This is a genomic window from Cloacibacterium sp. Arc13 (assembly GCF_041431305.1).
Taxonomy (GTDB): Bacteria; Bacteroidota; Bacteroidia; order Flavobacteriales; family Weeksellaceae; genus Cloacibacterium; species Cloacibacterium caeni_B.
Genome location: NZ_JASMRM010000011.1, coordinates 57,953 through 81,919, shown reverse-complemented (window position 1 = coordinate 81,919; position 23,967 = coordinate 57,953). Strand labels below are relative to the sequence as shown.

The window sequence follows — 23,967 nt, the reverse complement described above, 5'->3', positions numbered from 1 at the left end:
ATGTATAATGTATTTTGAAAAAGATTCATTGTACTTTGTGCATTTTATATTTTTATACCATCAACTATGGAACTTTTATTTCTAGTCCTTGCCATTGCAGTCATTTTTATTTTTTTCTTTAGAAAAGACATCAAAGAAAAAATAAATCCTGACCAAACTAAAAACTACACCATAGACGATAAATATAACACTGCTAAACGCGAAAGAGAAAAAGAAATAGACCAACTCTTAAGCAAAATGGGAGAAAATGGAATTGCAGATTTAAGCGAAAAAGACCGAAAAAGATTAGAAGAATTATCTAAAAAATAAATCAATAAGCGTTATCAAATTGTAAAGTTTTAATGCTTTTAAATAAACCAAAAATGGAATCACTTATCGTTCACCTAAAAAACCAAATGGAACTCAATGCACTGAAAAGTGTAATGAAAGAAATGGGAATTAAATATGAAAAATTTCACACCAGAAATAATAAGACAAACCCTTTTGTAGAAAAGAAAATTTCAGCTAAAAAAGCGGTAAAAGCCACTAAAAACTTTAAAGAAAAACCAAAACCAGGATTATAATGAAAAAAATCGTACTTGTTACTTTTATCGTTTTATTAATCGACCAACTGTCTAAAATTTACGTAAAAACTCATTTTAATCTCAATGAAAGCATTGAAGTTTTCGGGCAAGATTGGTGGAGATTTACTTTCGTAGAAAATCCTGGAATGGCTTATGGTTTGCAGTTCGGTGGTTTACTTGGCAAATATGCACTTGTGATCATCAGAATTTTCTTAATTGGAGGAATGATTTATCTTTTTAGAAAATGGCTTAAAGAAGGCGCTTCTAATTATTTACTAATCCCGATGTCTATGATTTTTGCAGGAGCCATCGGAAACCTGATTGACGGAATGTTCTACGGATTAATTTTCGATTCTGGAATGGTTTATGACTCAACGATTGATAGATGGATTGGTTATGACGGGATTTCTCAATTTACAGAATTCGGGAAAGGCTATTCACATTTCATGAAAGGTTGTGTAGTAGACATGTTTCATTTTCCTATGTTCTCATTCAATCTTTTTGGAAAGCATTTTGAATTTTTCAGTTACATTTTTAATGTAGCCGATTCCGCAATCACCATTGGTGCCATTTTCTTACTTATTTTCAAGAGGAAAGCTTTTCCTAATGGATTTGAATTGTAAAGAATGAAAACATTAAAAAAAATAATATATTTTGGTCTGATTTTCTTCGGAATCTCAGTCCTTTTTATCTTTTGGGCAAATTATAAAATAGAATCTGAAACCAAGGATTTAGTTACTTATGATATTCAAAAACTACCCAACGAAAAAGTGGGCTTACTGCTAGGAACTGGCAAATTTTTAAAAAATGGATGGAAAAATCTCTATTTTTTCAACAGAATAGATGCCACCGAACAGCTCTATAAATCAGGGAAAATACAATATATTTTGATTAGCGGAGATAATTCTACAAAAAATTACAGCGAACCAGAAGATATGCAAGCTGAATTGATAAAAAGAGGAATCCCAGCTGATAAAATCGTGCTGGATTTCGCAGGTTTTAGAACTTTAGATTCTGTAGTGAGAGCTAAAGAAATTTTCGGACAAAATTCTTTCATCATCATTTCACAGAAATTCCACAACGAAAGAGCAATCTTTCTTGCTAGAAAATACGGAATTGAAGCCTATGGTTTTAATGCAAAAGATGTGAATAAATACTTCGGTTTCAAAACCAAAATAAGAGAATACTTTGCTAGGGTTAAAGTTTTTGTAGATTTTACATTAGGGATTGAACCTAAATTTGGTGGAGAAAAAATTTTAATTAAATAAAAAATATTAAACTTCAAGAAATTTCTTGAAGTTTTTTCTTTTCCGTAAATTTGCAGCTCTTAATCTTAACCTTTACCTCAACCTAAAAATATGTCAAGAATTTTAACTGGAATACAAGCAACAGGAACTCCACATTTAGGAAATCTTTTGGGAGCCATCATTCCTGCCATAGAATTATCTAAAAAATCTGAAAACGAATCGTTTTTGTTTATCGCAAACTTGCACTCTTTAACGCAAATTAAAAATGCAGAAGAACTGAGACAAAACACTTACGAAATCGCAGCAGCGTGGTTAGCTTGTGGTTTAGACACCGAAAAAACTTATTTCTACAGACAAAGTGATATTCCTGAAGTTTGTGAACTTTCTTGGTATTTATCTTGCTTCTTTCCTTTTTCTAGATTACAACTGGCGCATTCTTTCAAAGATAAAGCAGACCGTTTAGAAGATGTAAACGCAGGACTTTTCACCTATCCTATGTTGATGGCGGCAGATATTTTATTGTATGACGCAGAAATCGTTCCTGTAGGAAAAGACCAGTTACAGCACTTGGAAATGGCAAGAGATGTAGGTGCGAGATTTAACAATCAAATGGGAGAAATTTTCGTACTTCCACAAGCTGAATTACAAGAAAATACGAAATACGTTCCAGGAATTGATGGTCATAAAATGTCTAAATCTAGAGGAAATATCATCAATATTTTCCTTTCAGAAAAGCAATTAAAAAAACAAGTAATGGCTATCGAAACGGATTCTACTCCGCTAGAAGAACCGAAAAATCCTGACACTTGTAAGGTTTTCTCTATTTATTCTTTATTGGCAAACGAAGCTCAAATCGCAGAAATGCGTGCTAAATATTTGGCAGGAAATTACGGTTATGGTCATGCTAAAACAGAATTATTCAATCTGATTCTTGAAAATTTCAAAACTGAAAGAGAAAAATTCGAATATTACATGAACAATCTTTCTGAACTGGACGCTAAATTGCAAGAAGGTGCAGAAAAAACCAGAAAGATTGCCGCAGAAACTTTAAAAAGAGTAAGATTAAGCTTAGGAATGTAATTTCTAATGAAATCATAAATTAAAAAACCTTTCAGACTTCTGAAAGGTTTTTATTTTTATAGAAAGTTTTTAATTTCTTCCAAATTTTGAATGGTTTTCAGACCTTCTTCGGTTTTATTTTCTTTAAGCGCATCAAAGAAAATAATATCTAAACCAAAATTCTGAGCTCCTTTTACATCTGCAACCCAGTCATCTCCTATAAAAATTGACTCAGCTTTTTCAGCATTCGCTAAATTCAATGAATACTCGAAAATTCTTTCGTCTGGCTTCATGGCATGAGCATCTTCTGCACTCGTTACCGTTTCAAAATACTTTTTAAGTCCAGATTTTTCTACTTTTCTGTTCGTCACTTCATGGAAACCGTTAGAAACTACATGAAGTTGATACCCTTTCTCTTTTAAATATTCTAAAACTTCGATGGTTTGCGGAATCAATTCATTGAAATTGATGATTTCGTCTAAGAAATGTTTCTCGAAATATTGCGCTAACTGTTCATCATCTATCCCGAAATGTAGAAAAGTATCATAAAATCTATGTTTTCTTAAGAAATCCTTATCAATAATTCCGTCTCTAATTTTCACCCATAAATCTTCATTGATTTCATCATATTTAGCATGAAATTCATGAAAAAGGATGTTGTATTTTTCTGAAATTTCTTTTCTCTGAAACAATTCTTCCAAGGTAAGAACTGCATTTTTGCGGTGATCCCAAAGTGTATTATCGAGGTCAAAAAAAATGTGCCTTATGTTTTTCATAGGGCACAAATTTAAGTAAAATAAGCGGTTTATTTAATTTTTAGAAATGATAAATTTCTTTTCATTTGAAGTTAAAACTGCTATACTTTTAGAATAATTTAATAAAAAATTTACTGTTGATTTTTTAGGATTCAAAACTGGATTTTTAAGAGAGTAATTATTTTTCATAGGCTAAAATGTTTGTGTTTTTTTATGAAAACGAAACAACTTTAGCTTTATTGTATTACCTCGTTAAAATTATTTGATTTTCTTCCATAATTTTTCTCATGTTAATCAGTGCATAACGAACTCTACCTAGTGTAGTATTGATACTCGTATTGGTTTGCTCTGCAATTTCTTTGAAACTCAATCCATCAAAAAATCTTAATTTGATGACTTCTTGTTGATTTTCGGGTAAGAAAACGAGCATTTTCATCAGGTCATCATAAATTTGATTCGTGATTAACCTTTCTTCGATGTTTTCCTCTGTTTCTTTAAGCAAATCAAAAATAGAAAACTCTTCGTTTTCATAAGTTGTTTCCGAAACTTTTATGTGTTTAGATTTTAGGCGATAATGGTCTATAATAAGATTGTGCGCAATTCTTTTTGCCCAAAGAATAAATTTACCATCATCATTGTATCTTCCTTCTTTTAGGGAAACAATGATTTTCATAAAAGTATCTTGAAAAACATCATTAGCGAGTTCTTCATCCATCAATTTATAGAAAATAAACGAGAAAAGTTCTTTTTGGTGTCTTGAAATAAGAATAGAAAGTGCGTTTTCATCACCTTTTTGATATCTCGAAATCAGCAAACTATCAGTATGTGTTTCCATAACTTTAACTTCATTATTATGAAACAGACTAACAAAAGCTAGCTATTTCTGGTTTTTACAGTTTATTAAATGAAGTAAAGTTTGCTCAATAGGCGATTCGATTTACGTTTTGTATAACAAATTTATAAAAAATGTTAAATATTCAAAATAATTTTTCAAAAAAATCGTTATTTGCTTATTTATTTTTCTTTGATTTACTGAAAACAACTAACGGAATATTAACCGTGAAATTTAAATTAAGTCCTTCCATTACTCTATCATTTAACTGGCTATTTCCTAGCTGAAATGCGTAACCGCCAGTAAAATCTATAATTCCGAAAAGGGAAATTCCAGCTTTTGGTGCCACAAATTGAGGTGTAATTTCTGTACCTGCGAGAAAATAATAAGAATGCTGTATATCTACGTTTTTTTCGAAGTTCAATAAAATATCTCCTTGAAATTTAGGCAAAACCGCAAATTCACCGTTTACTTTTCCCATCAAAGCAGAACCAGAAACTCTGTAAAGAACATTATCGTTCTTTAGAAAAATGAATCTAGCTCCAACTTCTCCAAAGTTTGAGTTTTGATATTCGTAACCTGCAAAAACCATTGGATGAACTGTAATCTGCGATTGCGCACGAAATCCAATGAAGAAAATACCGAAGAAAAATATATGTTTAAGAGCTTTCATACTGAAAATTTTTGTAAAAATAAGAAAACCGTTCATTTCTGAACGGTTTCTTGATTATAAGTTGAAGGCTTTCTTAATATCTTCTACTCTGTCTAGCTTTTCCCAAGTAAAGAATTCTAGATTATCGAGTGTAATTTCATTTTTTTGACCTTTATTGAAAGTCTTGCTTCCTACATAGTAATCTCTTCCCATGTGTCCGTAAGCTGCGGTTTCTTGATAGATTGGATTTCTTAATTTCAAGTTTTGCTCAATTGCGTAAGGTCTTAAATCAAATAATTCTTGAACTTTTTTCGCTAATTCACCATCATTAATTCCTACTTTAGAAGTTCCGTAAGTATTAATAAACAAACCACAAGGTTCTGCTACCCCAATTGCGTAAGAAACTTGAACCAAAACTTCATCTGCAACTCCTGCAGCAACTAAGTTTTTAGCAATATGTCTTGTTGCATAAGCAGCACTTCTGTCTACTTTTGATGGATCCTTCCCAGAGAAAGCACCACCACCGTGAGCTCCTTTTCCGCCGTAAGTATCTACGATGATTTTTCTTCCAGTTAATCCAGTATCACCGTGAGGTCCACCAATTACAAATTTCCCAGTTGGGTTGATGTGATATTTAATTTGGTCATTAAACAATGCTTGGATTTCTGGCTTTTGCTGAGCGATTACTCTAGGCATTAGAATCTCGATGATATCTTTTCTAATTTTTGCAAGCATTTCTTCATCTTCTGCAAAATCATCATGCTGTGTAGAAACTACAATAGCGTCTATTCTTTGTGGTTTATGATCATCTGAATATTCTATAGTTACCTGAGACTTCGCGTCTGGACGAAGATATTTAATCTCTGTTCCTTCTCTTCTTATTGCTGAAAGTTCTCTTAAAATAGAATGTGCTAAATCTAATGCAAGTGGCATATAATTTTCGGTTTCATTGGTTGCATAACCGAACATCATTCCTTGGTCTCCTGCTCCTTGAGCATTTGCTTTCTCTTCAAAAGATTCTCCAGATTTTCTATCAACTCCTTGATTAATATCTGAAGATTGCTCGTGAATTGCAGAAATTACGCCACAAGAATCACCATTAAACATATATTCACCTTTGGTATAACCTATTCCATTGATCACTTCTCTGGCGATGGTCTGTACATCTAGATAAGCTTCTGATTTTACTTCTCCTGCTAGTACAACTTGTCCTGTAGTGACTAAGGTTTCGCAAGCGACCTTAGAATTTCTATCATAAGCTAAAAAATTATCGATAAGCGCATCAGAAATTTGATCTGCTACTTTGTCTGGATGTCCTTCTGAAACAGATTCAGATGTAAATAAATAAGGCATATTATTATTTTCTTTTTAAGGATTAAAATAGAAAAAAATGGAAGGCAAACCTTATGAGAACTAAAAAGAAGAAATCTGTTTTAGCATTTTTTATTGAGGTTGCAATCAGTCCAAATTTTTCCTCTAAAATTTGTTGGGCAAAATTACAGAGTATTTTATTAATATCAAAATACTTAGAAAAAAAGCTCCTCAAAAATTTGAAGAGCTTCTTGACAAAAATTATTGTGGTTTTATTTTTATAAAATCTTGTGGAAATTGGGTATAATTCAACTTCGGTTCTAGGGAAGTTTTAATAGATTTAACCAATTCGTCTAGAATTTTTTGTTTGTAAGTGGGCTTGTAATAAATCATGCTGATTTCTCTACTTGGGAAAGGCTTTTTGAAACGGTGAATTTTATCTTTTTGATTTTCCTGAAGTTGAGACACTGCTAATTCTGGTAAAACAGTTAAACCTCCTACTTTATCTACCATCTGTACCAAAGTATTAATGTTAGACGCCATAAAATCTAAATTTTTAGGCTTCAGAGAGTTTTCTTTAAGATTACAGATATTCTCAAATTGTGTTCTCAAACAGTTTCCTTCTTCTAAAAGCCAAACTTTATTCACATCTACATCTTCTGGCAAGATGAATTCATCTTTATTATCATTCGCAATTTTATCAGCAGAATACACCATCAACTCTTCATTGAACAAAAAGTCGCTGAAAAACTCTTCTGCATCAGAATAGGGCGTAGAAATAATTCCTGCATCTAATTCTCCTGATTTCAGTGCTTTAATAATATTTTCAGTGGTCATTTCTTTTACATTCAACTCAATTTTTGGGTTTTTAGAAAGAAAATCAAAAATTTCTGTTGGCAAAATAAAACTGGAAACGGTAGGAATAATCCCTAAATTAATTCTACCAGCAAGAACATTGTTTAAAATACTTGCTTTGTTTTTCAGTTCCATTACAGAATCTACTACTACTTTTGCTTGATCTATGATTTGAGCACCAATATCTGTAGTTCTAATAGGATGGGTAGTTCTATCAAAGATTTTTACTTCCATTTCATCCTCGAACTTCTGAATCATTGCACTTAAAGTAGGTTGGGTAATAAAACAAGCTTGAGCTGCTTTTCCGAAGTGTTTATATTTATCTACTGCGATAAGATATTCTAATTGTTGAATATTCATTTGTAGGGTACTTATTTATAAATTCTATTACAAATATAGAGAAGATATGCGAGAAAAAATAATATTTCTACATGATAGACGTCATGCGTTGAATTCTAATTTTTAATTGATGTTATGTATAATTAGACATGAAATTTTTCTCTCCAAAAATTAATTTTTATTCGTTACTTTGTTATCCAGAAAAAACAACCATCATGAGTAAGAAGCTAACCAATTCATCAGGAATACCGTATTTTGAACATCAAGATTCTCAAACGGTTGGAGCAAGAGGACCTGTTTTGTTACAAGATTTTATTCTACAAGAAAATCTAGCGCATTTTGTAAGAGAAAGAATTCCAGAAAGAATCGTTCATGCAAAAGGAACAGGCGCTTACGGAAAATTTACCGTAACTCACGATATTACAAAATACACCAGAGCCAAATTATTTTCGAAAGTAGGAAACACTTGTAGAATGTTTGCTAGATTTTCTACTGTAGGCGGAGAAAAAGGCAGTGCAGATACAGCAAGAGATCCTAGAGGTTTCGCACTAAAATTTTATACAGAAGAGGGAAATTGGGATTTAGTAGGAAATAACACTCCAGTGTTTTTCATCAAAGACGCTAAAAAATTCCCAGATTTTATTCATACCCAAAAACGACACCCTAAAACCAACTTGAAATCTCATACCATGATGTGGGATTTTTGGAGTTTGAATCCAGAAAGTTTACATCAAGTTTTAATTTTAATGAGCGACAGAGGAACTCCTTATGGTTACAGACATATGCACGGTTTTGGTTCTCATACTTTTTCGATGATTAATGATAAAAATGAGAGAATTTGGGTGAAATTTCATCTAAAAACCAAACAAGGGATTAAAAACTTCACCGATGCAGAAGCCATTCAAATGGCTGGAGAAAATCCAGATTTTGCACAAGAAGATCTTTGCAATGCTATTGAAAATGACGATTTTCCGAAATGGACCATGTACATACAAGTAATGACCGAAGAAGAATCTAGAGAATTTAAATGGAATCCTTTTGACATTACTAAAGTTTGGCCTCAATCAGAATTTCCACTGATTGAAGTCGGTGAAATGGAACTCAATGAAATTCCAAAAAATTATTTTGCACATGTAGAACAATCTACTTTTTCGCCAAGTAATTTGATTGATGGAATTAGTTTTTCGCCTGATAAAATGCTTCAAGGAAGATTATTTTCTTATCCAGATGCTCACAGATATAGAGTGGGTGTAAATGCACATCAATTAGAAGTTAACAGATGTCCTTTTGCAACTCATAATTATCAAAGAGACGGATTTATGGCAGATTCTAGAGATTATGAAGACGCACCGAATTACCATCCTAACAGTTTTGACGACATAAAACCTGATCCTTCTTACAAAAAATTTGAAGAGGAACTAGACAGCAATCGTGTAGCGCATTTCGATAGAAATGAAAATGATAACGACCATTATACACAGCCAGGCCTACTCTACACCAAAGCGATGAACCAAGAAGACAGAACCAATTTGGTGAATAATATTATTGGTCACATGAAAAAAATTGACGGCCCGAAAAGAGATGAAATCATCAACAGACAATTGTGTCATTTCTTCAGAGCGAGTGTAGAAATGGGAATGAGAATTGCGGCAGGACTTCAAGTAAAACTAGACGAGGGAATTATGAACCACGCCAAATAAGAACAAACTTATACCAAACTTAAAAGAGTCAAGTATATAAGTGCTTGGCTTTTTTTGTATTTTAGGCCAAAAATTAGTTATTTTGCAATTATCCTAAAAATCGTAATTTAATACTACCCTACCATGAATTTCCAAAATATTCTCCTAGAAAACGAAGGTCAAATTTCTACCATCACCATCAATAGACCACAGAGTTTAAACGCTTTAAATGGCGCTACCATCAGTGAATTGAGCGAAGCTTTATCTCAGCTAGAACAAGATTCTAATTGCAGAGTCATCATCATCACAGGAAGTGGCGAAAAATCATTTGTAGCAGGAGCAGACATTAAAGAGTTTTCTGATTTTGGCCAAGACAAAGCAGAAGAATTAGCCAGAAACGGACAAAATTCACTATTCAATAAAATAGAAAATCTAAGCAAACCTGTCATAGCCGCTGTAAATGGTTTTGCACTAGGTGGTGGTCTAGAACTTGCGATGGCTTGTCACATAAGATATGCTTCAGAAAATGCAAAATTAGGTTTACCAGAAGTTACTTTAGGTCTTATTCCTGGTTATGGAGGCACCCAAAGATTACCAAAATTAGTAGGAAAAGGACTTGCGAATGAAATGATTTTCTCTGCTAAAATGATTTCGGCGATTAGAGCAAAAGAAATTGGTTTGGTAAACGAAGTTTTTAGTTTAGAAGAATTATTACCAAAAACGAAAGAATTAGCAACCCTTATTTCTAAAAATTCACCACAAGGAATTTCTAAAGCCATTGCTGCAGTGAATGCATCAGATTCTGCTGAAGGTTATGAATTAGAAATCAAATCTTTCGGAGAATTATTCGAAATGGAAGATAAAAAAGAAGGCGTTTCTGCATTTTTAGAAAAAAGAAAGCCTAATTTCTAAAAAATTCAGAAAAAAGTAAGAAGCTAATTTTAAAAAATTTAAAATGAATCACAATAAATTTGACTTGGCCTATCTTAAAATGGCTAAAGAATGGGCAAAACTTTCTTACTGCGAAAGAAAAAAAGTAGGCGCACTCATTGTAAAAGACAGAATGATTATTTCTGACGGATATAACGGAACTCCTTCTGGTGCAGAAAATTGTTGTGAAGACGAAGACGGAAAAACGCATTGGTACGTGCTTCATGCAGAAGCGAATGCCATTTTAAAATTAGCTTCTAGTACTCAGTCTGCAAAAGGCGCTACTCTTTACCTTACACTTTCGCCATGTAAAGAATGCAGCAAACTTATATTACAATCTGGCATCAAAAGGCTAGTTTATATAGACCAATACTCAGATACAGAAGGATTAGAATTTTTAGAAAATTCTCAAGTAGAAGTTCTTCAAATCTCTGAGGAAAATCTAAAATAAGACAGTTTAGCATGATATTTGCATGCTCATCTGCACTTAAAAACACAATAAAAACAAAAAACACAAATGACCTGGAATGAAACGATTGAGAATTTTTCACATTTTCTCAAATTCGAGAGGAATTTCTCTGACAATACTTTAGATGCATACATACGAGATGTGAAGAAGCTAAAAGCTTTCTCAGAGGAAAAACTAGACAACACTACTCCCGACAAAATAACTTTTGAAAACTTACAAGAATTTCTCCTTTATCTTACCAAAGAAAAAATAAGCGAAAGAACTCAAGCAAGAGGAATATCTTCTATTAAATCCTTTTTTAAATATCTTATCGAAGAAGAAATCAGAGAAGACAATCCTTCCACACTTCTTGAAGGTCCAAAATTAGGCTTATATTTACCTGATACGCTAAGCTTCGAAGATGTAGAAAAAATCATTAAAGCCATCGATTTAAGCACTGATTTAGGCGTGAGAAATCACTGCATCATAGAAGTATTGTATGGTTGCGGTCTTAGAGTTTCTGAATTAATAGAACTTAAAATTTCTGATGTTAATTTCAAAGAAAACTTTATAAAAGTAGAAGGTAAAGGTAAAAAAGTGAGATACGTTCCGCTTGCTAACTACACTGCAAATCTTATTTTGAACTACATCAATAATGTAAGAGCAAATAATAAAATTGGCAAAAAATATGAAGACCACATTTTCCTAAACAGCAGAGGTTCTTCCATGTCTAGAGTGATTGTATTCATCATCATCAAGGAATTGGTAGAAAAAGCAGGAATCAGAAAAAGTATTTCTCCGCACACTTTCCGTCATTCTTTTGCTACTCATCTTTTGCAAAACGGTGTAGATTTAAGGTTTATCCAAGAAATGCTGGGACATTCTAGCATTACTACCACAGAAATTTACACCCATTTAAAAACCGAAGAATTGCATGATGTAATTCTGAAATACCACCCAAGAAACAAATGAAACACTTAAAATATTGCCCAAAGTGTGGTCAAGAAACACTGATTTTTGATGGAGAAAAGAAATTTTCTTGTTCACAATGTGATTTTGTAATGTATCAAAATATCGCCGCCGCAGTTGCAGTATTAATAAGATGCGAAGACGAATTATTATTAACCAAGAGAAATCAAAATCCTAAAATCGGGAAACTAGATTTAGCGGGCGGTTTTACAGACCCAAAAGAAAGCGCCGAAGAAACTTGTGCCAGAGAATTAAAAGAAGAATTAGGAATAGAAATAGACCTCAACAATTTAAAATTCGTGGGAAGTCTACCCAATGTTTATCATTACAAAGAAGTAGACTATAATACTTTAGATTTATTTTTTGAATATCGAGTGGAAGAAAAAATAGAAATCAAAAAACTAGAAGCTCACGAAATTTCAGAAACCATTTGGGTGAAAATTTCAGAACTCAATCTTGAGGAAATCGCTTTCGATTCGCAGAGAAAATTTTTAGAAAATTATCAATAAAAAAAGCTCCTTTTCGGAGCTTTTTTAGTTTTTAGTATTGACCAGATTTTTGTAATCCTTTAAAATAATCAATCAATATTTTTCTTTGAGCATCAGTAAGGTCTGCTTCTGGATGCATCGGAATATAACCTTTAAATGGCATTTCTTTACGCTCTACCGTTTCGATGATTTCATCTAAAATATGATCTTTTTGATCCTTGTTATACGTCATCCATTCAGAGAAATTTACATTTTCTCTTCCTTCATTTACATGATGCTTAATCGACCAAGAAATTGGAGCAATGTAAGCATAACTAGGATATTTCACCTCGTTGCTATGACAATCGTAACACGCATTTTTCAGCATTTCGGTAACATCTTTCGGAGTTTTGAGCACCTCTACAAAATTCTGTTTCGGGTCTACTGGCTTATTGGTTCTGTCGATAGGAATAAGTTGTATCAAAACTAAGAAAACAACGATCCCGATGAGTACTTTTTTCATTTGAATATATTTATAAGTTCAAAATATTCTAAAATTTTACTTTTTAACGATTGGTAAGTTCCCAATCTTCCTTAATTTCCCAAAGTGGCCTTACATTAATTTCTTTTTCAAAAATGTAAACGTCTTCAGCAGCTATATTTTGCGCAAAATCTGCTTCGTCCCAGAATCCATTTCCATTATTGTCTACTTTAATTCTGGCAATATAAGTAGCTGGTTTCAGATTTTTGAAGGAAACTTCTGAGGCATTGGTGAACTGAGAATACAAGATTTCGCCTTTTTCATTGGTCAATTCTACCCAAAATTTAGCCGTAGGTTTATTTTTAATCACAGCCGTGAAAGAACCATAATTTTCTGGTTTATCAATCTCAAATTGGAATTGGAACGACTTATCATTACTGCTGTAATAAGAAGAAACGGTTTCTTTTGGTATGGTTAAAACATATTTTTTCGTCGGTTTAAAACTAGAATTCACTAGAATTTTAAAAGGATTTTTCTCTGAAACTTTCGCCGTGAAATCTTGTGCAATGCTATCGCTTTCCAGTTTCCAAGAAGAAGTGTTGAGATTTTCTATGGGCAACGATGTATTAATGACAAAGTTATTTTCTGGCGCGATTAAATTCCCGGCTTCATTAGAGAGTTTAAACTCATCTTTCACCGCTTTATAACTCACGGAAATGGTATCGCTAATCGTAGGCGTGAAATAACTTAATTTCACTTGCTTAGAAATATTCCCGCCCAAATTACTCTTTTCTGCATCAAACCAAATATTCACAGAATCTGAACGTTTTGCATGTGTCACTTTGAAATCTTTCAGTTCTTCTGAAAGGGATTTTACGTCTACCGTTTCTGGATTCCCTTCAAAAGTCATTAACAAACCGCCATTAATAGCTTTACTTTCTTTATATTTTACCACTTTTTTAGAAGGGTAAAGTTTCAATTTTAGACCTCTTACACTTGTGCTGTCTAAGGTAATTTTTTCTTTCAAAAAAGAAACTTTTTCTCTTCCTGCATCGTAAACAGAATTTTGATTTTCGTCATCAAATGCTATAATTACAAATTCCCCTTTTGGTAAAAAATTGAGTTCAAAATAATTTTCTTCGTCTACTTTGGTAATATAATCCGGTTTCTGTTTGTAGTCTAGATTTTCGCCTGCTTTATAGAGTCCCACTACCATTTTATTGTCTTTTGCCGTTTGATTTTCTTTAATGAGCGTCATGGCATCTTTCACGGTTCCACTCACAAAAAGGTCATCAATTTTATCTCCTGTAGAAAACGCAAAATTAAAATAAGGCAAAGGATTAGACTCATTATTGTCTACAATGGCATTTCCAAAATTAAAATTATAAGTAGTATTGGCTTGAAGCGTATCTTCCCACTGTATCAAAACGTATTTATTCGCCAGATTAGAAGGAATGACTTTCTTAATTTTCTTAATCGGTGGCGATACATTGAAATTTTTATTAAAATCTTTCAGCATTACATATTCATCAAAATCCAGCCTCAATTCCTTTACCGTTCTAGAAACATTTAATCGAGTAGTATCTATATTAGAGCCTAAAAATTTAGGAGCCAGAGAATCTCTAGTACCGCCATTTGGTGCGCCAACTCTAGCACACGAAAAAAGCAAAAGGTTAAGCAAAAGGAGAAAAATTATTTTTTTCATTGATGAAATTTGAGCAAAATTAAGAAATATGCGTTAATTATTCAGTAGATTCTGCCGCAGCATCGTGATTCTCTTTTGTAGTATCTATTTCCTTATTCATGAGTTTATCCAATTTCTCTCTTTCTAAAGGAAAATCTTCAAACAATGAAGAAAGCGTGAGCGCAGAATACACTCTTCTAGAAAACTTGTTCCCAAGAGCAACAATCGTGACTTTAGATTTTTGTAAATGAACAAAAGCGGTATTGCTTCCGTGCCACCAACCATTATGAAACGTAAGTTTTTCTCCGTTGTCAAAAACTTTCATTCTAAAACCAATTCCATAATTGTTTACGCCTCTTCTTTCATTACTGTAAGGTGTAAAAATAGAATCTTTAAGGCTTTTTCTTAAGAAATTTTCGGCGTACATCGCTTTTGAAAACTTAAATAAATCTCTTGGCGTGGTGTAGCAGTTTTTGTCCCCATAAATCCCATCTAATTTATCTGTAGGATACAATCTGCTTCCTTGATAATAAAAAGATTGAGCAGCTCTAAGAGAATCTTTTTGCTGAAAAATATACGTATGTTCCATTCCTAATGGTTTGAAAACGATTTTCTGCATCGCCAAAGGAAAAGGATGTGCTGTAACTTTTTCTACAATCAGTGCAAGAAGCGCATAATTGGTATTACAATACATAAAGCCAGTATTGGTATTTCTTGCCAAATCTGGTTTGTACTGAATAAGCAAATCGAGAACTTCTTGGTTGGTGAAATATTTATTTTTGGGTTTAAGTCCTAATTTCTCAATGAAATATTCATATTTCGGCAATCCACTTCTATGATTGAGCAAGTGAATCACTTCTACTTCTTTGTATGGGAATTTCGGAAAATAATGGGTGACTTTATCGTGAAGATTTATTTTTCTAGCTTCTACCAATTTAAGAACTGCCATCGCAGTAAGCGATTTAGAAATAGAAGCGATATGAAGTGGAACATCTTTATTGATGGGAACTTGATTATTTTCTTTGGCAAAACCTCTATAGCTTTCGAAGAGAATTTTATCGCCTTTTGCCACGAGGAAACCACCACTTAAATCCCCTTTTTCCCAAACTTTATCATAGTATTGCTGAATGGCATTAACCACATTTTGTTTATCTTGAAGCTGAGAATCTTCTGCAGTAAAGACATTTTCTACATCTACGTTTCCGTAATTAGGCAAACCATTTTCATTCTCTTGTTGAAAAAAATTAAATTCTTTTTTACAAGAAACCAAGGTCAATAAAAGGATAAGAATTACTACAATTTTCTGCTTCATCTTCTGATTAATTATTTAGGCGGGGCAATTTAACATTTTTTTGAAGCAGTGTTTTATGATTGCGGTAATATTAAGATTTTTTTAACAGAATTGCTGTACGATTTTATCTACGATAAATTGCGCCAGTTTTTCCTTGCTTTGATGCGTCCAACCTGCAATGTGCGGTGTAACAAAGACTTGCTCTGAATCCAAAAGAAATTGTAAATCTTCTTTGTTTCTTGCGCTGAGCGAAGTAGAAGTATCTAGGTTTTCGAAGGAAGATTTTTCGTATTCTAAAACGTCTAATGCTGCAGCTTTTACTTTGCCGGATTTCAGCGCATCTACCAATGCAGAAGTTTTCACGTTTTTTCCTCTTGCAGTATTTACCAAATAGAAATTTTTCTTCATTTTCGAGATGAAATTCTCATCAACTAAAAATTCCGTTGAAGCATCTAAAGGAATATGCAAACTAAGAATATCTGCGCGTTTTTGTAATTCTTCTAAGGAAACTTGTTTGGCAAATTCATCTTCTAAATTTGGTAAAATATCATGAAAGATTACTTCCACGCCAAAACCAGATAGTCTTTTTGCAGTAGCTTTTCCCATGTTTCCATAGCCAATAATTCCAAAGGTTTTCCCTAACAATTCATCACCTCTGTTTTCCTCACGTTTCCAGATTCCGTTTTTCACTTCTTCTGAAGCGATGAACAGACGATTCATGAGAATCAACAGCATCGCCACTACATGTTCTGCTACTGCATCTCGATTACCTTCTGGAGAATTAATCAAAGAAATTCCTAGATTTTTGGCGGTTTCTAGGTCTATATTCTCCATTCCTGCTCCTACTCTCGCAATGAATTTGAGATTTTGGGCATTTTCTAGAAAATTTTTATCGAGAGGAATTCTGCTCCTGATAATAATTCCATCATATTGATTGATTTTCTGTAAAACCTCATCATAACACGAAGTAAAATCTTCCTCCAAAACAAAACCTTTTGCTAGAAGTTGCTCGGTAATTAATGGATGATTGCTATCAAGAAGGAGAATTTTCATTTTTTGAAATGGTAAAATTGTTGATTTGTAAACCGTAAAATCGCTTAATGCCAAATTCTTAAAATATTTAAAACTTCAGTTTTACAACTTAACGACTCTGCGACTTTACAATAAATAGTCTAACCAAATAACTTTTTAAGTTCTATAGAATCTTGAGCTTTCATTTTTCCCGAAAGAATTAGAGAAAGTTCTTTTCTACGAAGCGCTGCATCAAATCTTGCTTTTTCAACATCAGATTGCGGAATAAGCTCTGGAATTGCAACAGGATGGTTATTTTTATCTACCGCTACGAAAGTATAAATTCCTTCGTTGGTATGAATTTTTTCTTTGGTGATGGGGTTATCTAACCACACATCACAATAAATTTCCATAGACGTAGAAAACGCTCTAGAAACTTTGGCTTCTACCACTACCACTCCACCTTCTGGAATAGGATATTTAAACGAAACATGGTTTACAGAAGCAGTAACAACGGTAGATTCACTATGTCTTTGTGCAGCAATAGCAGCCGCTCTGTCCATTCTAGAAAGGAGCTCACCACCAAACATATTTCCTAATGCATTGGTTTCATTGGGAAGTACAATATTGGTCATAATAGTCCTGGTTTCTGCAGGAGTTTTCGCATTTTTTTCCATAGAAATTATTTAGAAATTCTTAATGAATCTGTTTTTGAAGTTTGTAATGAATCTTTTGGTACAATAGGATTTACCTTTGGCTTTTCGGGAATTCTATGGGTAGAAGTTTTCACTGAAACATCATCAAAAGATTTTTTCCCAAAAATTTGGTCTTGATAATTAATCGCCAAATAAATGATGGCTCCTACTGGTAAAATGAATAGGAAAATCCAAAGAATAGAGTTATTAAAAACGTATTGATTGTCTGATTCTGGTAAGTTTTCAGAGTTTTCACTGTTTTGAATTTGCTCTAAACTGATTTCTTCGAGTCCAAAAAATTTAGGCGTATTGGTGTATTTTTTTTGGTCTAAAAGTTTTATAACATTTTCTTCTAGTGAAAATTCACCTATTTCGTCTATTGTAATTTTTTGTTCGGCTTGTAATGCTTCTACCCAAGAAATTACTTCTTCTTTAATTAGAGACTGTACTACAAATAAATTTTCGCCCGTTTTCTCAACGATATATTTAGCAAAATCTGCATTGAAAACATTTTTATTTTCTACGAAAGAAATTTCATAAGTAGGTGGCAAGATTTTAGAGGATTGCTCATCTAAAGTAGCCGATTTTTTCTTGAGGGTAAAAACGCCAAAACCAGGAAGTTCTGCACTCCCTTTTTCTTGCAAATAATTGTATAGATGTAATCCTAAATTCATTTGGCACAAATTTAATATTTTTTGTTGAGTTGAAATAAAAAAGACTGCTTAAAGAAACAGTCATTTTTATTTTTATCCATTTAAAGGAAATTCTAACTATAAAAAATCACTAGATTTTTAAATTTCAATTATTTAACTTTGAACATTAATCCTAACATAAAATTTCTTCCAGCTTGTGCATAATAGTAAGGTCCTTCATATACAAAACCGTTATTTACATACTTTTTGTCAAAAATATTATTCAGTAAAAATTGTAAACTCACCTCTTGTTTTGCAATTTTAAACTCATATTGTGCATTAAAATCAGTCAAGAAATAATCATTCAGTTGTAGTGATTGGGTTTCTGTGTTGTCTAAATATTGCTTTCCAATATATTGATTATTAAGATTTAACTGTAAATTTTTAATAGGCTTATACTGAATTACTGCATTGGCAATAATATTAGGAGAGAATGAAATGTCGGTATTGCCCAAATTGATTACTGTAGAATTTTCTTCAATTTTGAAATCTACATTTTTATTCTGACTCAAAGTAATATTTCCTAATAAGTTCAGTTTTTCTGAAACTTTAGCCAAAGTTCCCAATTCTAAACCTAATCTATAAGATTTTCCAGAATTAATTTTGATGAATTCTCCCACCATATTGATTTCTCCACTTAAAACCAATTGATTCACATAATTCATGTAATAAGCGTTTGCAGTAAAAGAAACATTACCAAAAGTTTTTTCTAAACCGAGTTCAAAATCATGTAATTTCTCTGGCTTTGTATTAGGATTGGCAAATAAATCATCACGGTTAGGTTCTCTGTGAGCATGAGCATACGAGAAAAATAATTTCCCGTTTTCTATCTGATAATTCACCCCGAATTTTGGATTAAAAAACGTCCATTTCTGACTTAAATCTGCTCCTTCTTCTGCATTTTCATCTAAAATATACGTTTTATAGTCAATATTTCTCAGCTGTAAGTCTCCAAAAAATTCTAGTTTTTCCATTTTGTAAATGGCTTTTGCAAAACCTGAAACTTCATTTTTCAGAGCATTATTTCTGTAATATTCATGCTCGAAAATACCAGTATACTTCACTCCCGATACATTCCCAAAATGTTTCCCGAAATATTGATTTGCAGCCACTCCGAAATTCAAATTCAGATTTTCAAAATTCCCATAAAGACTAGAAACTACACCATAAAAATCATTATCTAACCATTTTTTTCTAATGAAATCTGTTCTGGTAATTGTATTTCCATTTTCTGTAATATTTGGCAAATCATATTTAGAAAACTTAGCGTCTTGCTTGTAATTTTCGTAGTAACCTTCTCCATGCGTAAGGTGAAAAGTTGTTTCAAGATTCCATTTTTCAGAGAATTTTTGTTCCCAAAGCAAGTGATAATGATTTTGCCAATAATTATCCGTTTCATTATTATAAAAACTCGTGATGTTTCCGTTATCATCATAAATTGCTCCAGAATAATTAAATTTAGGGTTAGTTTCCCAAGTAGCTTTGTCTATTCCGTTCCAAGCTTGGTAAGTTTTTTCTTTTCCACCGAAAGTTAAAAATCTAATTTTAGTATTCCCTTTTTCGAAGAGCACATTGATATTGTAAGAATTGAGTTTAGAAAAGGCTCTATCAATGTAACCATCTGAATTAATGATAGAATATCTTGCCGAAACCGAAAGTAAATTATTCAAAAATTTTCCTGTTCCTGCTTCAAAGGAATGTTTAAAGGTATTAAAACTTCCTGCGCTTTGATTGGTCAAAAAATAAGGTTTCTCCTCTGGATTTTTGGTCAAAATATTCACACTTGCACCAAAACTTGCTGTTCCATTGCTAGAAGTTCCTACTCCTCTCTGGATGACAATCTGCGACGCCGAACTTGCCATGTCTGGAATATTCACAAAAAAAGTTCCCTGACTTTCTGAATCATTGTACGGAACACCATTCAGCATTACATTAATACTTGTTCCAGCGCTTCCTCTAATTCTGAAACCAGTGTAACCCACTCCGTTTCCAGCATCGGAAGTTGCAACTACAGACATTTGATTTTTGAGCAAAATAGGCAAATCCTGACCTAGATTTTTAGCTCCTAAATCTTTTTGTACGTTAATAATTTCTTTAGAAACCGGCAGCCTTTTCGTAAAGCTAACCTCTTGAATTTCTTTTACTTGCGCCGTATCTATTTGCGCAGAGAGAACAGAGCTCATTCCTAGCCCTAAAATAATAAATCCTTTCATTCTGATGTTGTAAAAATTAAACAAATCGAATAAAAGGATGCCACGTGTGAAAAATACATCAAAGACGTTTCCATAAACAGCATTACCTGTTCTATGTTCTTTGGGTATAATCTCAGCTTTTTACAGCACCCCTTTTTCTTGAGTGCAAATGTATAAAATTTTTATAAATTTCTAAAAATCCCGAAAAGAATTACGATAAAGAACAAAATTAGTATTGTTTTCTTGCCGATGAGAATTTGTCTTAGCTTAGCAAATTTTTCTTGAAAAAAAATGGTAAAGAAAATCAATGAAAAATATGGAATTGCGATTAATACAAGTGCATTTTGGTGAAACGCTTCTTCGAAGTTCAGATGCAAAATTTCGTGAAATGCTCTTTGTGAACCACAACCTGAACACTGGAAACCCGTAATCTTATAAAAAGGACAAGAAATAAAAAAATACTCTTGTTTATAAGGATTTAGAAAAAAATAATAACCCATTATAACCAGTATTATAACTACAAAAATCCATTTTTTTTCACCCTTGTACATAAAACAAATGTAATTCTAAACTTTATATTTTACAAGATTGATTTAAATAATATGCTTCATCTATAAAATTTTAAAAAAAGATATCCTCTGCAAATTAAATTTTCTTACTTTTGAGCATCATTATAAAAAGATTGATGATTATAAAAATTTTAACTACTAAAGTACAGTAAATCATCTAATTATTAAGTTTAAAAAGACTTCAAAAATTATGAATATTTATCAGGATTACATCCAGGAAATCGAAGAAAGAAAAGCACAGGGTCTTCACCCAAAACCTATTGACAGTGCAGAATTACTAAGCGCAATCATTGAGCAAATTAAAGATTCAGCAAACGAACACAGAGCTGATTCTCTACAATTTTTCATCTATAATACTTTACCCGGTACAACAAGTGCTGCTGGTGTAAAAGCTAAGTTTTTAAAGGAAATAATCCTTGGTGAATCTGTAGTTGAAGAAATCACTCCAACGTTTGCATTTGAACTTTTGTCTCACATGAAAGGTGGACCTTCTATCGAAGTTCTTCTTGATTTGGCTTTAGGAAACGATGAAGCTATTGCAAAACAAGCTGCTGAAGTTCTTAAAACTCAGGTTTTCTTGTACGATGCTGATACAGCACGTTTAAAAGAAGCTTATGAAACGGGAAATGTAATCACTAAAGATATTTTGGAAAGCTATGCAAAAGCAGAGTTTTTTACTAAACTTCCAGAAGTTCCAGAAGAAATTAAAGTTGTGACTTATATCGCTGCAGAAGGTGATATTTCAACTGATTTATTATCTCCAGGGAATCAAGCTCACTCACGTTCTGACCGTGAATTACACGGAAAATGTATGATGTCTCCAGCTCAACAGGAAGAAATAAAAGCTTTACAAGCTCAACATCCTGATGCAAGTGTAATGCTTATTGCAGAAAAAGGAACAATGGGAGTTGGTTCTTCTCGTATGTCTGGTGTAAACAACGTTGCGCTTTGGACTGGGAAACAAGCAAGTCCTTACGTACCATTCGTAAACATTGCTCCAATTGTAGCTGGAACTAATGGAATTTCTCCAATTTTCTTAACTACAGTTGATGTAACTGGAGGTATCGGAATAGACCTTCAAAACTGGGTAAAAAAAGTGGACGAAAACGGAAACCCTGTTAGAAATGAAAACGGTGATATCATTTTAGAAGAAAAATATTCAGTTGCTACAGGAACTGTTTTGACCATCAATACCAAAGAAAAGAAATTATATAACGGAGAAACTGAATTGAAAGATATTTCAAAATCATTTACTCCTCAAAAATTAGAATTTATAAGAGCTGGTGGTTCTTATGCTATCGTTTTTGGTAAAAAAATCCAAACATTTGCAGCTAAAACTTTAGGAATTACTGCGCCAACGGTTTTTGCACCTTCTAAAGAAATTTCTATCGAAGGACAAGGACTTACCGCTGTTGAAAAAATCTTCAACAGAAATGCAGTAGGCGTTCCAGAAGGTAAAGTTTTACACGCTGGTTCTGATGTGAGAGTTGAAGTAAATATCGTTGGTTCTCAAGACACTACAGGTTTAATGACCGCTCAAGAACTAGAATCTATGGCAGCAACGGTGATTTCTCCAATTGTAGATGGAGCGTATCAATCAGGTTGTCACACCGCTTCAGTTTGGGATAAAAAAGCGCAGGCTAATATTCCTAAATTAATGAAATTTATGAACGATTTCGGAGTAATCACAGCTCGTGACCCGAAAGGTGAATATCACGCAATGACAGACGTTATTCACAAAGTACTAAACGATATTACAGTAGACGAATGGGCAATCATCATCGGAGGAGATTCTCACACAAGAATGTCTAAAGGTGTGGCTTTCGGAGCAGACTCTGGAACGGTAGCTTTAGCTTTGGCAACAGGCGAGGCTTCAATGCCAATTCCTGAATCTGTAAAAGTGACTTTCAAAGGCGAAATGAAAAAGCACATGGATTTCCGTGATGTAGTTCATGCAACTCAGGCTCAGATGTTGAAGCAATTTGACGGAGAAAACGTTTTCCAAGGTAGAATTATTGAGGTTCATATCGGAACGCTTCCTGCCGACCAAGCATTTACCTTCACAGACTGGACTGCAGAAATGAAAGCGAAAGCTTCAATTTGTATCTCAGAAGACGATACTTTGATTGAATCATTGGAAATTGCAAAAAGCAGAATCCAGATTATGATTGATAAAGGAATGGACAATAAAAATCACGTTCTACAAGGATTAATCAACAAAGCAAATAAGAGAATTGAGGAAATCAGAACTGGTGACAAACCTGCTTTAACTCCAGATGCTAATGCTAAATATTACGCAGAAGTTGTGGTAGATTTAGATCAAATCGTTGAACCAATGATTGCAGACCCAGATGTAAACAACGAAGACGTTTCTAAAAGATATACGCACGATACCATAAGAGACCTTACTTATTATGGAGGTGAGAAAAAAGTGGACCTTGGTTTCGTAGGTTCTTGTATGGTTCACAAAGGTGACCTTAAAATCGTTTCTCAAATGTTGAGAAATCTTGAAAAACAAAATGGTAAAGTAGAATTCCAAGCGCCATTGGTTGTAGCCGCTCCTACTTATAACATCATTGATGAATTAAAAGCTGAAGGTGACTGGGAATTACTTGAAAAATATTCAGGTTTTGAATTTAACGATGCAGCTCCAAAAGGCGAAGCTCGTACTCAATATGAAAATATGATGTACTTAGAGCGTCCAGGTTGTAATCTTTGTATGGGTAACCAAGAAAAAGCGGAAAAAGGAGACACTGTTTTGGCAACTTCCACCCGTCTTTTCCAAGGAAGAGTAGTTGAAGATTCTGACCGTAAAAAAGGAGAATCTCTATTGGCTTCTACTCCAGTTGTAGTATTGTCTGCAATCTTAGGTCGTATTCCAAGTATTGACGAGTACAAAACAGCTGTTGAAGGAATCAACTTAACTACTTTCGTTCCATCTATTAAAGAACTGGTAACTGTTGGTCATTTTTAATACATTGTAAACTAAAGTCGAAAGACTTTTTAAATATAAATTGGAAGATTTCTTGAGAAGTCTTCCAATTTTTTTTATCATAAAATATTACATTTCACAAAATAATATTAATTTTAGCTTTAAATAAAATTCAATTTCAAAAGTGAATTAATTGGTATTAAAAATTCAAACCATAGACTATTTTAATATTTTATCAATCCTGTAGGAATAGAATTTGATGGAGAATAATAACATCATTATCCTTTCATTTGATTCTCAAATGCAAACTTTAA

At 33.0% G+C, this 23,967-nt stretch carries 25 protein-coding genes; 11 read left to right on the top strand and 14 right to left on the bottom strand.

From position 1 onward, the window contains the following. The first annotated feature begins 66 nt into the window (after positions 1-66). The 5 genes from QO190_RS09405 (at position 67) to trpS (ending at position 2,890) form a co-directional block, all read left to right on the top strand. On the top strand, positions 67-309 hold the full coding sequence (locus QO190_RS09405) for a DUF6576 domain-containing protein (protein WP_371462777.1): 243 nt from the start codon (positions 67-69) through the stop codon (positions 307-309). 53 nt (positions 310-362) lie between these two features. Next, positions 363-563 carry a DUF2683 family protein gene (locus QO190_RS09400; RefSeq protein WP_213190439.1) on the top strand — a complete coding sequence of 67 codons (201 nt, stop codon included), beginning with the start codon at positions 363-365 and terminating at the stop codon, positions 561-563. Beyond that, entirely contained in the window at positions 563-1,186 is a 624-nt protein-coding gene (locus tag QO190_RS09395; protein WP_069800243.1) for a lipoprotein signal peptidase, read from the top strand. The genes QO190_RS09400 and QO190_RS09395 overlap by 1 nt, the downstream gene beginning before the upstream one ends. 3 nt (positions 1,187-1,189) lie before the next feature. Next, positions 1,190-1,831 (top strand): vancomycin high temperature exclusion protein, encoded by a 642-nt coding sequence (locus QO190_RS09390; protein WP_371462775.1) that lies wholly within the window; start codon positions 1,190-1,192, stop codon positions 1,829-1,831. A 90-nt stretch (positions 1,832-1,921) separates the two neighbouring features. Beyond that, complete coding sequence (trpS, locus tag QO190_RS09385) at positions 1,922-2,890, top strand: tryptophan--tRNA ligase (protein WP_371462773.1); 969 nt, start codon at positions 1,922-1,924, stop codon at positions 2,888-2,890. Positions 2,891-2,946: 56 nt separating this feature from the next. On the opposite strand, the gene QO190_RS09380 is transcribed toward trpS, so the two are convergent. From QO190_RS09380 to QO190_RS09355, 6 genes are all read right to left on the bottom strand, one after another. Beyond that, a complete protein-coding gene (locus QO190_RS09380) occupies positions 2,947-3,645 on the bottom strand; it encodes a YjjG family noncanonical pyrimidine nucleotidase (protein ID WP_371462771.1) in 699 nt (232 codons plus the stop codon). A 33-nt stretch (positions 3,646-3,678) separates the two neighbouring features. Next, on the bottom strand, positions 3,679-3,813 hold the full coding sequence (locus QO190_RS09375) for a hypothetical protein (RefSeq protein WP_371462769.1): 135 nt from the start codon (positions 3,811-3,813) through the stop codon (positions 3,679-3,681). A 55-nt stretch (positions 3,814-3,868) separates the two neighbouring features. Then, complete coding sequence (locus tag QO190_RS09370; RefSeq protein WP_213197331.1) at positions 3,869-4,459, bottom strand: RNA polymerase sigma factor; 591 nt, start codon at positions 4,457-4,459, stop codon at positions 3,869-3,871. Between the two features lie 175 nt (positions 4,460-4,634). Then, positions 4,635-5,129 (bottom strand): hypothetical protein, encoded by a 495-nt coding sequence (locus tag QO190_RS09365; protein WP_371462766.1) that lies wholly within the window; start codon positions 5,127-5,129, stop codon positions 4,635-4,637. A 54-nt stretch (positions 5,130-5,183) separates the two neighbouring features. Continuing rightward, a complete protein-coding gene (gene metK, locus QO190_RS09360; RefSeq protein WP_104792825.1) occupies positions 5,184-6,461 on the bottom strand; it encodes a methionine adenosyltransferase in 1,278 nt (425 codons plus the stop codon). 219 nt (positions 6,462-6,680) lie between these two features. Continuing rightward, a complete protein-coding gene (locus QO190_RS09355; RefSeq protein ID WP_371462765.1) occupies positions 6,681-7,634 on the bottom strand; it encodes a hydrogen peroxide-inducible genes activator in 954 nt (317 codons plus the stop codon). 191 nt (positions 7,635-7,825) lie between these two features. Between QO190_RS09355 and QO190_RS09350 the strand changes: the two genes are divergently transcribed. The 5 genes from QO190_RS09350 to QO190_RS09330 all read left to right on the top strand — a co-directional run bounded on the left by QO190_RS09350 (position 7,826) and on the right by QO190_RS09330 (position 12,148). Continuing rightward, positions 7,826-9,313, top strand: coding sequence for a catalase (locus QO190_RS09350; protein ID WP_371462799.1), 1,488 nt, complete (start codon positions 7,826-7,828; stop codon positions 9,311-9,313). Positions 9,314-9,436: 123 nt separating this feature from the next. Next, on the top strand, positions 9,437-10,204 hold the full coding sequence (locus QO190_RS09345) for an enoyl-CoA hydratase-related protein (protein ID WP_371462763.1): 768 nt from the start codon (positions 9,437-9,439) through the stop codon (positions 10,202-10,204). 43 nt (positions 10,205-10,247) lie between these two features. Then, the gene (locus QO190_RS09340; RefSeq protein WP_069800257.1) at positions 10,248-10,673 is read left to right on the top strand and encodes a dCMP deaminase family protein; all 426 of its coding nucleotides are present in this window, start codon (positions 10,248-10,250) and stop codon (positions 10,671-10,673) included. Between the two features lie 66 nt (positions 10,674-10,739). After that, complete coding sequence (gene xerD / locus QO190_RS09335; RefSeq protein ID WP_213190430.1) at positions 10,740-11,642, top strand: site-specific tyrosine recombinase XerD; 903 nt, start codon at positions 10,740-10,742, stop codon at positions 11,640-11,642. Then, the gene (locus tag QO190_RS09330; protein WP_371462761.1) at positions 11,639-12,148 is read left to right on the top strand and encodes an NUDIX domain-containing protein; all 510 of its coding nucleotides are present in this window, start codon (positions 11,639-11,641) and stop codon (positions 12,146-12,148) included. The genes xerD and QO190_RS09330 overlap by 4 nt, the downstream gene beginning before the upstream one ends. A 31-nt stretch (positions 12,149-12,179) precedes the next feature. Here the strand turns inward: QO190_RS09330 and QO190_RS09325 are convergent, their stop codons facing one another. From QO190_RS09325 to QO190_RS09290, 8 genes are all read right to left on the bottom strand, one after another. Beyond that, positions 12,180-12,629, bottom strand: a complete 450-nt coding sequence (locus QO190_RS09325; protein ID WP_371462760.1) for a heme-binding domain-containing protein — start codon at positions 12,627-12,629, stop codon at positions 12,180-12,182. A 43-nt stretch (positions 12,630-12,672) separates the two neighbouring features. Continuing rightward, positions 12,673-14,292 carry an Ig-like domain-containing protein gene (locus QO190_RS09320; protein ID WP_371462759.1) on the bottom strand — a complete coding sequence of 540 codons (1,620 nt, stop codon included), beginning with the start codon at positions 14,290-14,292 and terminating at the stop codon, positions 12,673-12,675. A gap of 37 nt (positions 14,293-14,329) precedes the next feature. After that, positions 14,330-15,583 (bottom strand): serine hydrolase domain-containing protein, encoded by a 1,254-nt coding sequence (locus QO190_RS09315; protein WP_371462757.1) that lies wholly within the window; start codon positions 15,581-15,583, stop codon positions 14,330-14,332. A gap of 81 nt (positions 15,584-15,664) precedes the next feature. Further along, on the bottom strand, positions 15,665-16,615 hold the full coding sequence (locus tag QO190_RS09310; RefSeq protein WP_371462755.1) for a 2-hydroxyacid dehydrogenase: 951 nt from the start codon (positions 16,613-16,615) through the stop codon (positions 15,665-15,667). 119 nt (positions 16,616-16,734) lie between these two features. Further along, positions 16,735-17,250: an acyl-CoA thioesterase gene (locus QO190_RS09305; protein WP_104792834.1), complete on the bottom strand. Its 516-nt coding sequence runs from the start codon at positions 17,248-17,250 to the stop codon at positions 16,735-16,737. A 5-nt stretch (positions 17,251-17,255) separates the two neighbouring features. Beyond that, a complete protein-coding gene (locus QO190_RS09300) occupies positions 17,256-17,942 on the bottom strand; it encodes a hypothetical protein (RefSeq protein ID WP_371462754.1) in 687 nt (228 codons plus the stop codon). A 128-nt stretch (positions 17,943-18,070) separates the two neighbouring features. Beyond that, positions 18,071-20,173 carry a TonB-dependent receptor gene (locus QO190_RS09295; protein WP_371462752.1) on the bottom strand — a complete coding sequence of 701 codons (2,103 nt, stop codon included), beginning with the start codon at positions 20,171-20,173 and terminating at the stop codon, positions 18,071-18,073. Between the two features lie 161 nt (positions 20,174-20,334). Beyond that, complete coding sequence (locus QO190_RS09290) at positions 20,335-20,652, bottom strand: DUF2752 domain-containing protein (RefSeq protein ID WP_371462798.1); 318 nt, start codon at positions 20,650-20,652, stop codon at positions 20,335-20,337. A gap of 259 nt (positions 20,653-20,911) precedes the next feature. Between QO190_RS09290 and QO190_RS09285 the strand changes: the two genes are divergently transcribed. Further along, positions 20,912-23,695, top strand: coding sequence for a bifunctional aconitate hydratase 2/2-methylisocitrate dehydratase (locus QO190_RS09285; RefSeq protein WP_371462750.1), 2,784 nt, complete (start codon positions 20,912-20,914; stop codon positions 23,693-23,695). Positions 23,696-23,967: the final 272 nt, after the last annotated feature.

What these genes read in the sequence shown, in the direction of transcription:
- QO190_RS09305 (WP_104792834.1), bottom strand. Translation starts at nt 17,250, where the DNA reads ATGGAAAAAAATGCGAAAACTCCTGCAGAAACCAGGACTATTATGACC.
- QO190_RS09340 (WP_069800257.1), top strand. Translation starts at nt 10,248, where the DNA reads ATGAATCACAATAAATTTGACTTGGCCTATCTTAAAATGGCTAAAGAA.
- QO190_RS09310 (WP_371462755.1), bottom strand. Translation starts at nt 16,615, where the DNA reads ATGAAAATTCTCCTTCTTGATAGCAATCATCCATTAATTACCGAGCAA.
- QO190_RS09320 (WP_371462759.1), bottom strand. Translation starts at nt 14,292, where the DNA reads ATGAAAAAAATAATTTTTCTCCTTTTGCTTAACCTTTTGCTTTTTTCG.
- QO190_RS09355 (WP_371462765.1), bottom strand. Translation starts at nt 7,634, where the DNA reads ATGAATATTCAACAATTAGAATATCTTATCGCAGTAGATAAATATAAA.
- QO190_RS09300 (WP_371462754.1), bottom strand. Translation starts at nt 17,942, where the DNA reads ATGAATTTAGGATTACATCTATACAATTATTTGCAAGAAAAAGGGAGT.
- trpS (WP_371462773.1), top strand. Translation starts at nt 1,922, where the DNA reads ATGTCAAGAATTTTAACTGGAATACAAGCAACAGGAACTCCACATTTA.
- QO190_RS09370 (WP_213197331.1), bottom strand. Translation starts at nt 4,459, where the DNA reads ATGGAAACACATACTGATAGTTTGCTGATTTCGAGATATCAAAAAGGT.
- QO190_RS09375 (WP_371462769.1), bottom strand. Translation starts at nt 3,813, where the DNA reads ATGAAAAATAATTACTCTCTTAAAAATCCAGTTTTGAATCCTAAAAAA.
- QO190_RS09295 (WP_371462752.1), bottom strand. Translation starts at nt 20,173, where the DNA reads ATGAAAGGATTTATTATTTTAGGGCTAGGAATGAGCTCTGTTCTCTCT.
- QO190_RS09345 (WP_371462763.1), top strand. Translation starts at nt 9,437, where the DNA reads ATGAATTTCCAAAATATTCTCCTAGAAAACGAAGGTCAAATTTCTACC.
- QO190_RS09380 (WP_371462771.1), bottom strand. Translation starts at nt 3,645, where the DNA reads ATGAAAAACATAAGGCACATTTTTTTTGACCTCGATAATACACTTTGG.
- QO190_RS09315 (WP_371462757.1), bottom strand. Translation starts at nt 15,583, where the DNA reads ATGAAGCAGAAAATTGTAGTAATTCTTATCCTTTTATTGACCTTGGTT.
- QO190_RS09330 (WP_371462761.1), top strand. Translation starts at nt 11,639, where the DNA reads ATGAAACACTTAAAATATTGCCCAAAGTGTGGTCAAGAAACACTGATT.
- xerD (WP_213190430.1), top strand. Translation starts at nt 10,740, where the DNA reads ATGACCTGGAATGAAACGATTGAGAATTTTTCACATTTTCTCAAATTC.
- QO190_RS09325 (WP_371462760.1), bottom strand. Translation starts at nt 12,629, where the DNA reads ATGAAAAAAGTACTCATCGGGATCGTTGTTTTCTTAGTTTTGATACAA.
- QO190_RS09400 (WP_213190439.1), top strand. Translation starts at nt 363, where the DNA reads ATGGAATCACTTATCGTTCACCTAAAAAACCAAATGGAACTCAATGCA.
- metK (WP_104792825.1), bottom strand. Translation starts at nt 6,461, where the DNA reads ATGCCTTATTTATTTACATCTGAATCTGTTTCAGAAGGACATCCAGAC.
- QO190_RS09290 (WP_371462798.1), bottom strand. Translation starts at nt 20,652, where the DNA reads ATGGGTTATTATTTTTTTCTAAATCCTTATAAACAAGAGTATTTTTTT.
- QO190_RS09405 (WP_371462777.1), top strand. Translation starts at nt 67, where the DNA reads ATGGAACTTTTATTTCTAGTCCTTGCCATTGCAGTCATTTTTATTTTT.
- QO190_RS09390 (WP_371462775.1), top strand. Translation starts at nt 1,190, where the DNA reads ATGAAAACATTAAAAAAAATAATATATTTTGGTCTGATTTTCTTCGGA.
- QO190_RS09285 (WP_371462750.1), top strand. Translation starts at nt 20,912, where the DNA reads ATGAATATTTATCAGGATTACATCCAGGAAATCGAAGAAAGAAAAGCA.
- QO190_RS09395 (WP_069800243.1), top strand. Translation starts at nt 563, where the DNA reads ATGAAAAAAATCGTACTTGTTACTTTTATCGTTTTATTAATCGACCAA.
- QO190_RS09365 (WP_371462766.1), bottom strand. Translation starts at nt 5,129, where the DNA reads ATGAAAGCTCTTAAACATATATTTTTCTTCGGTATTTTCTTCATTGGA.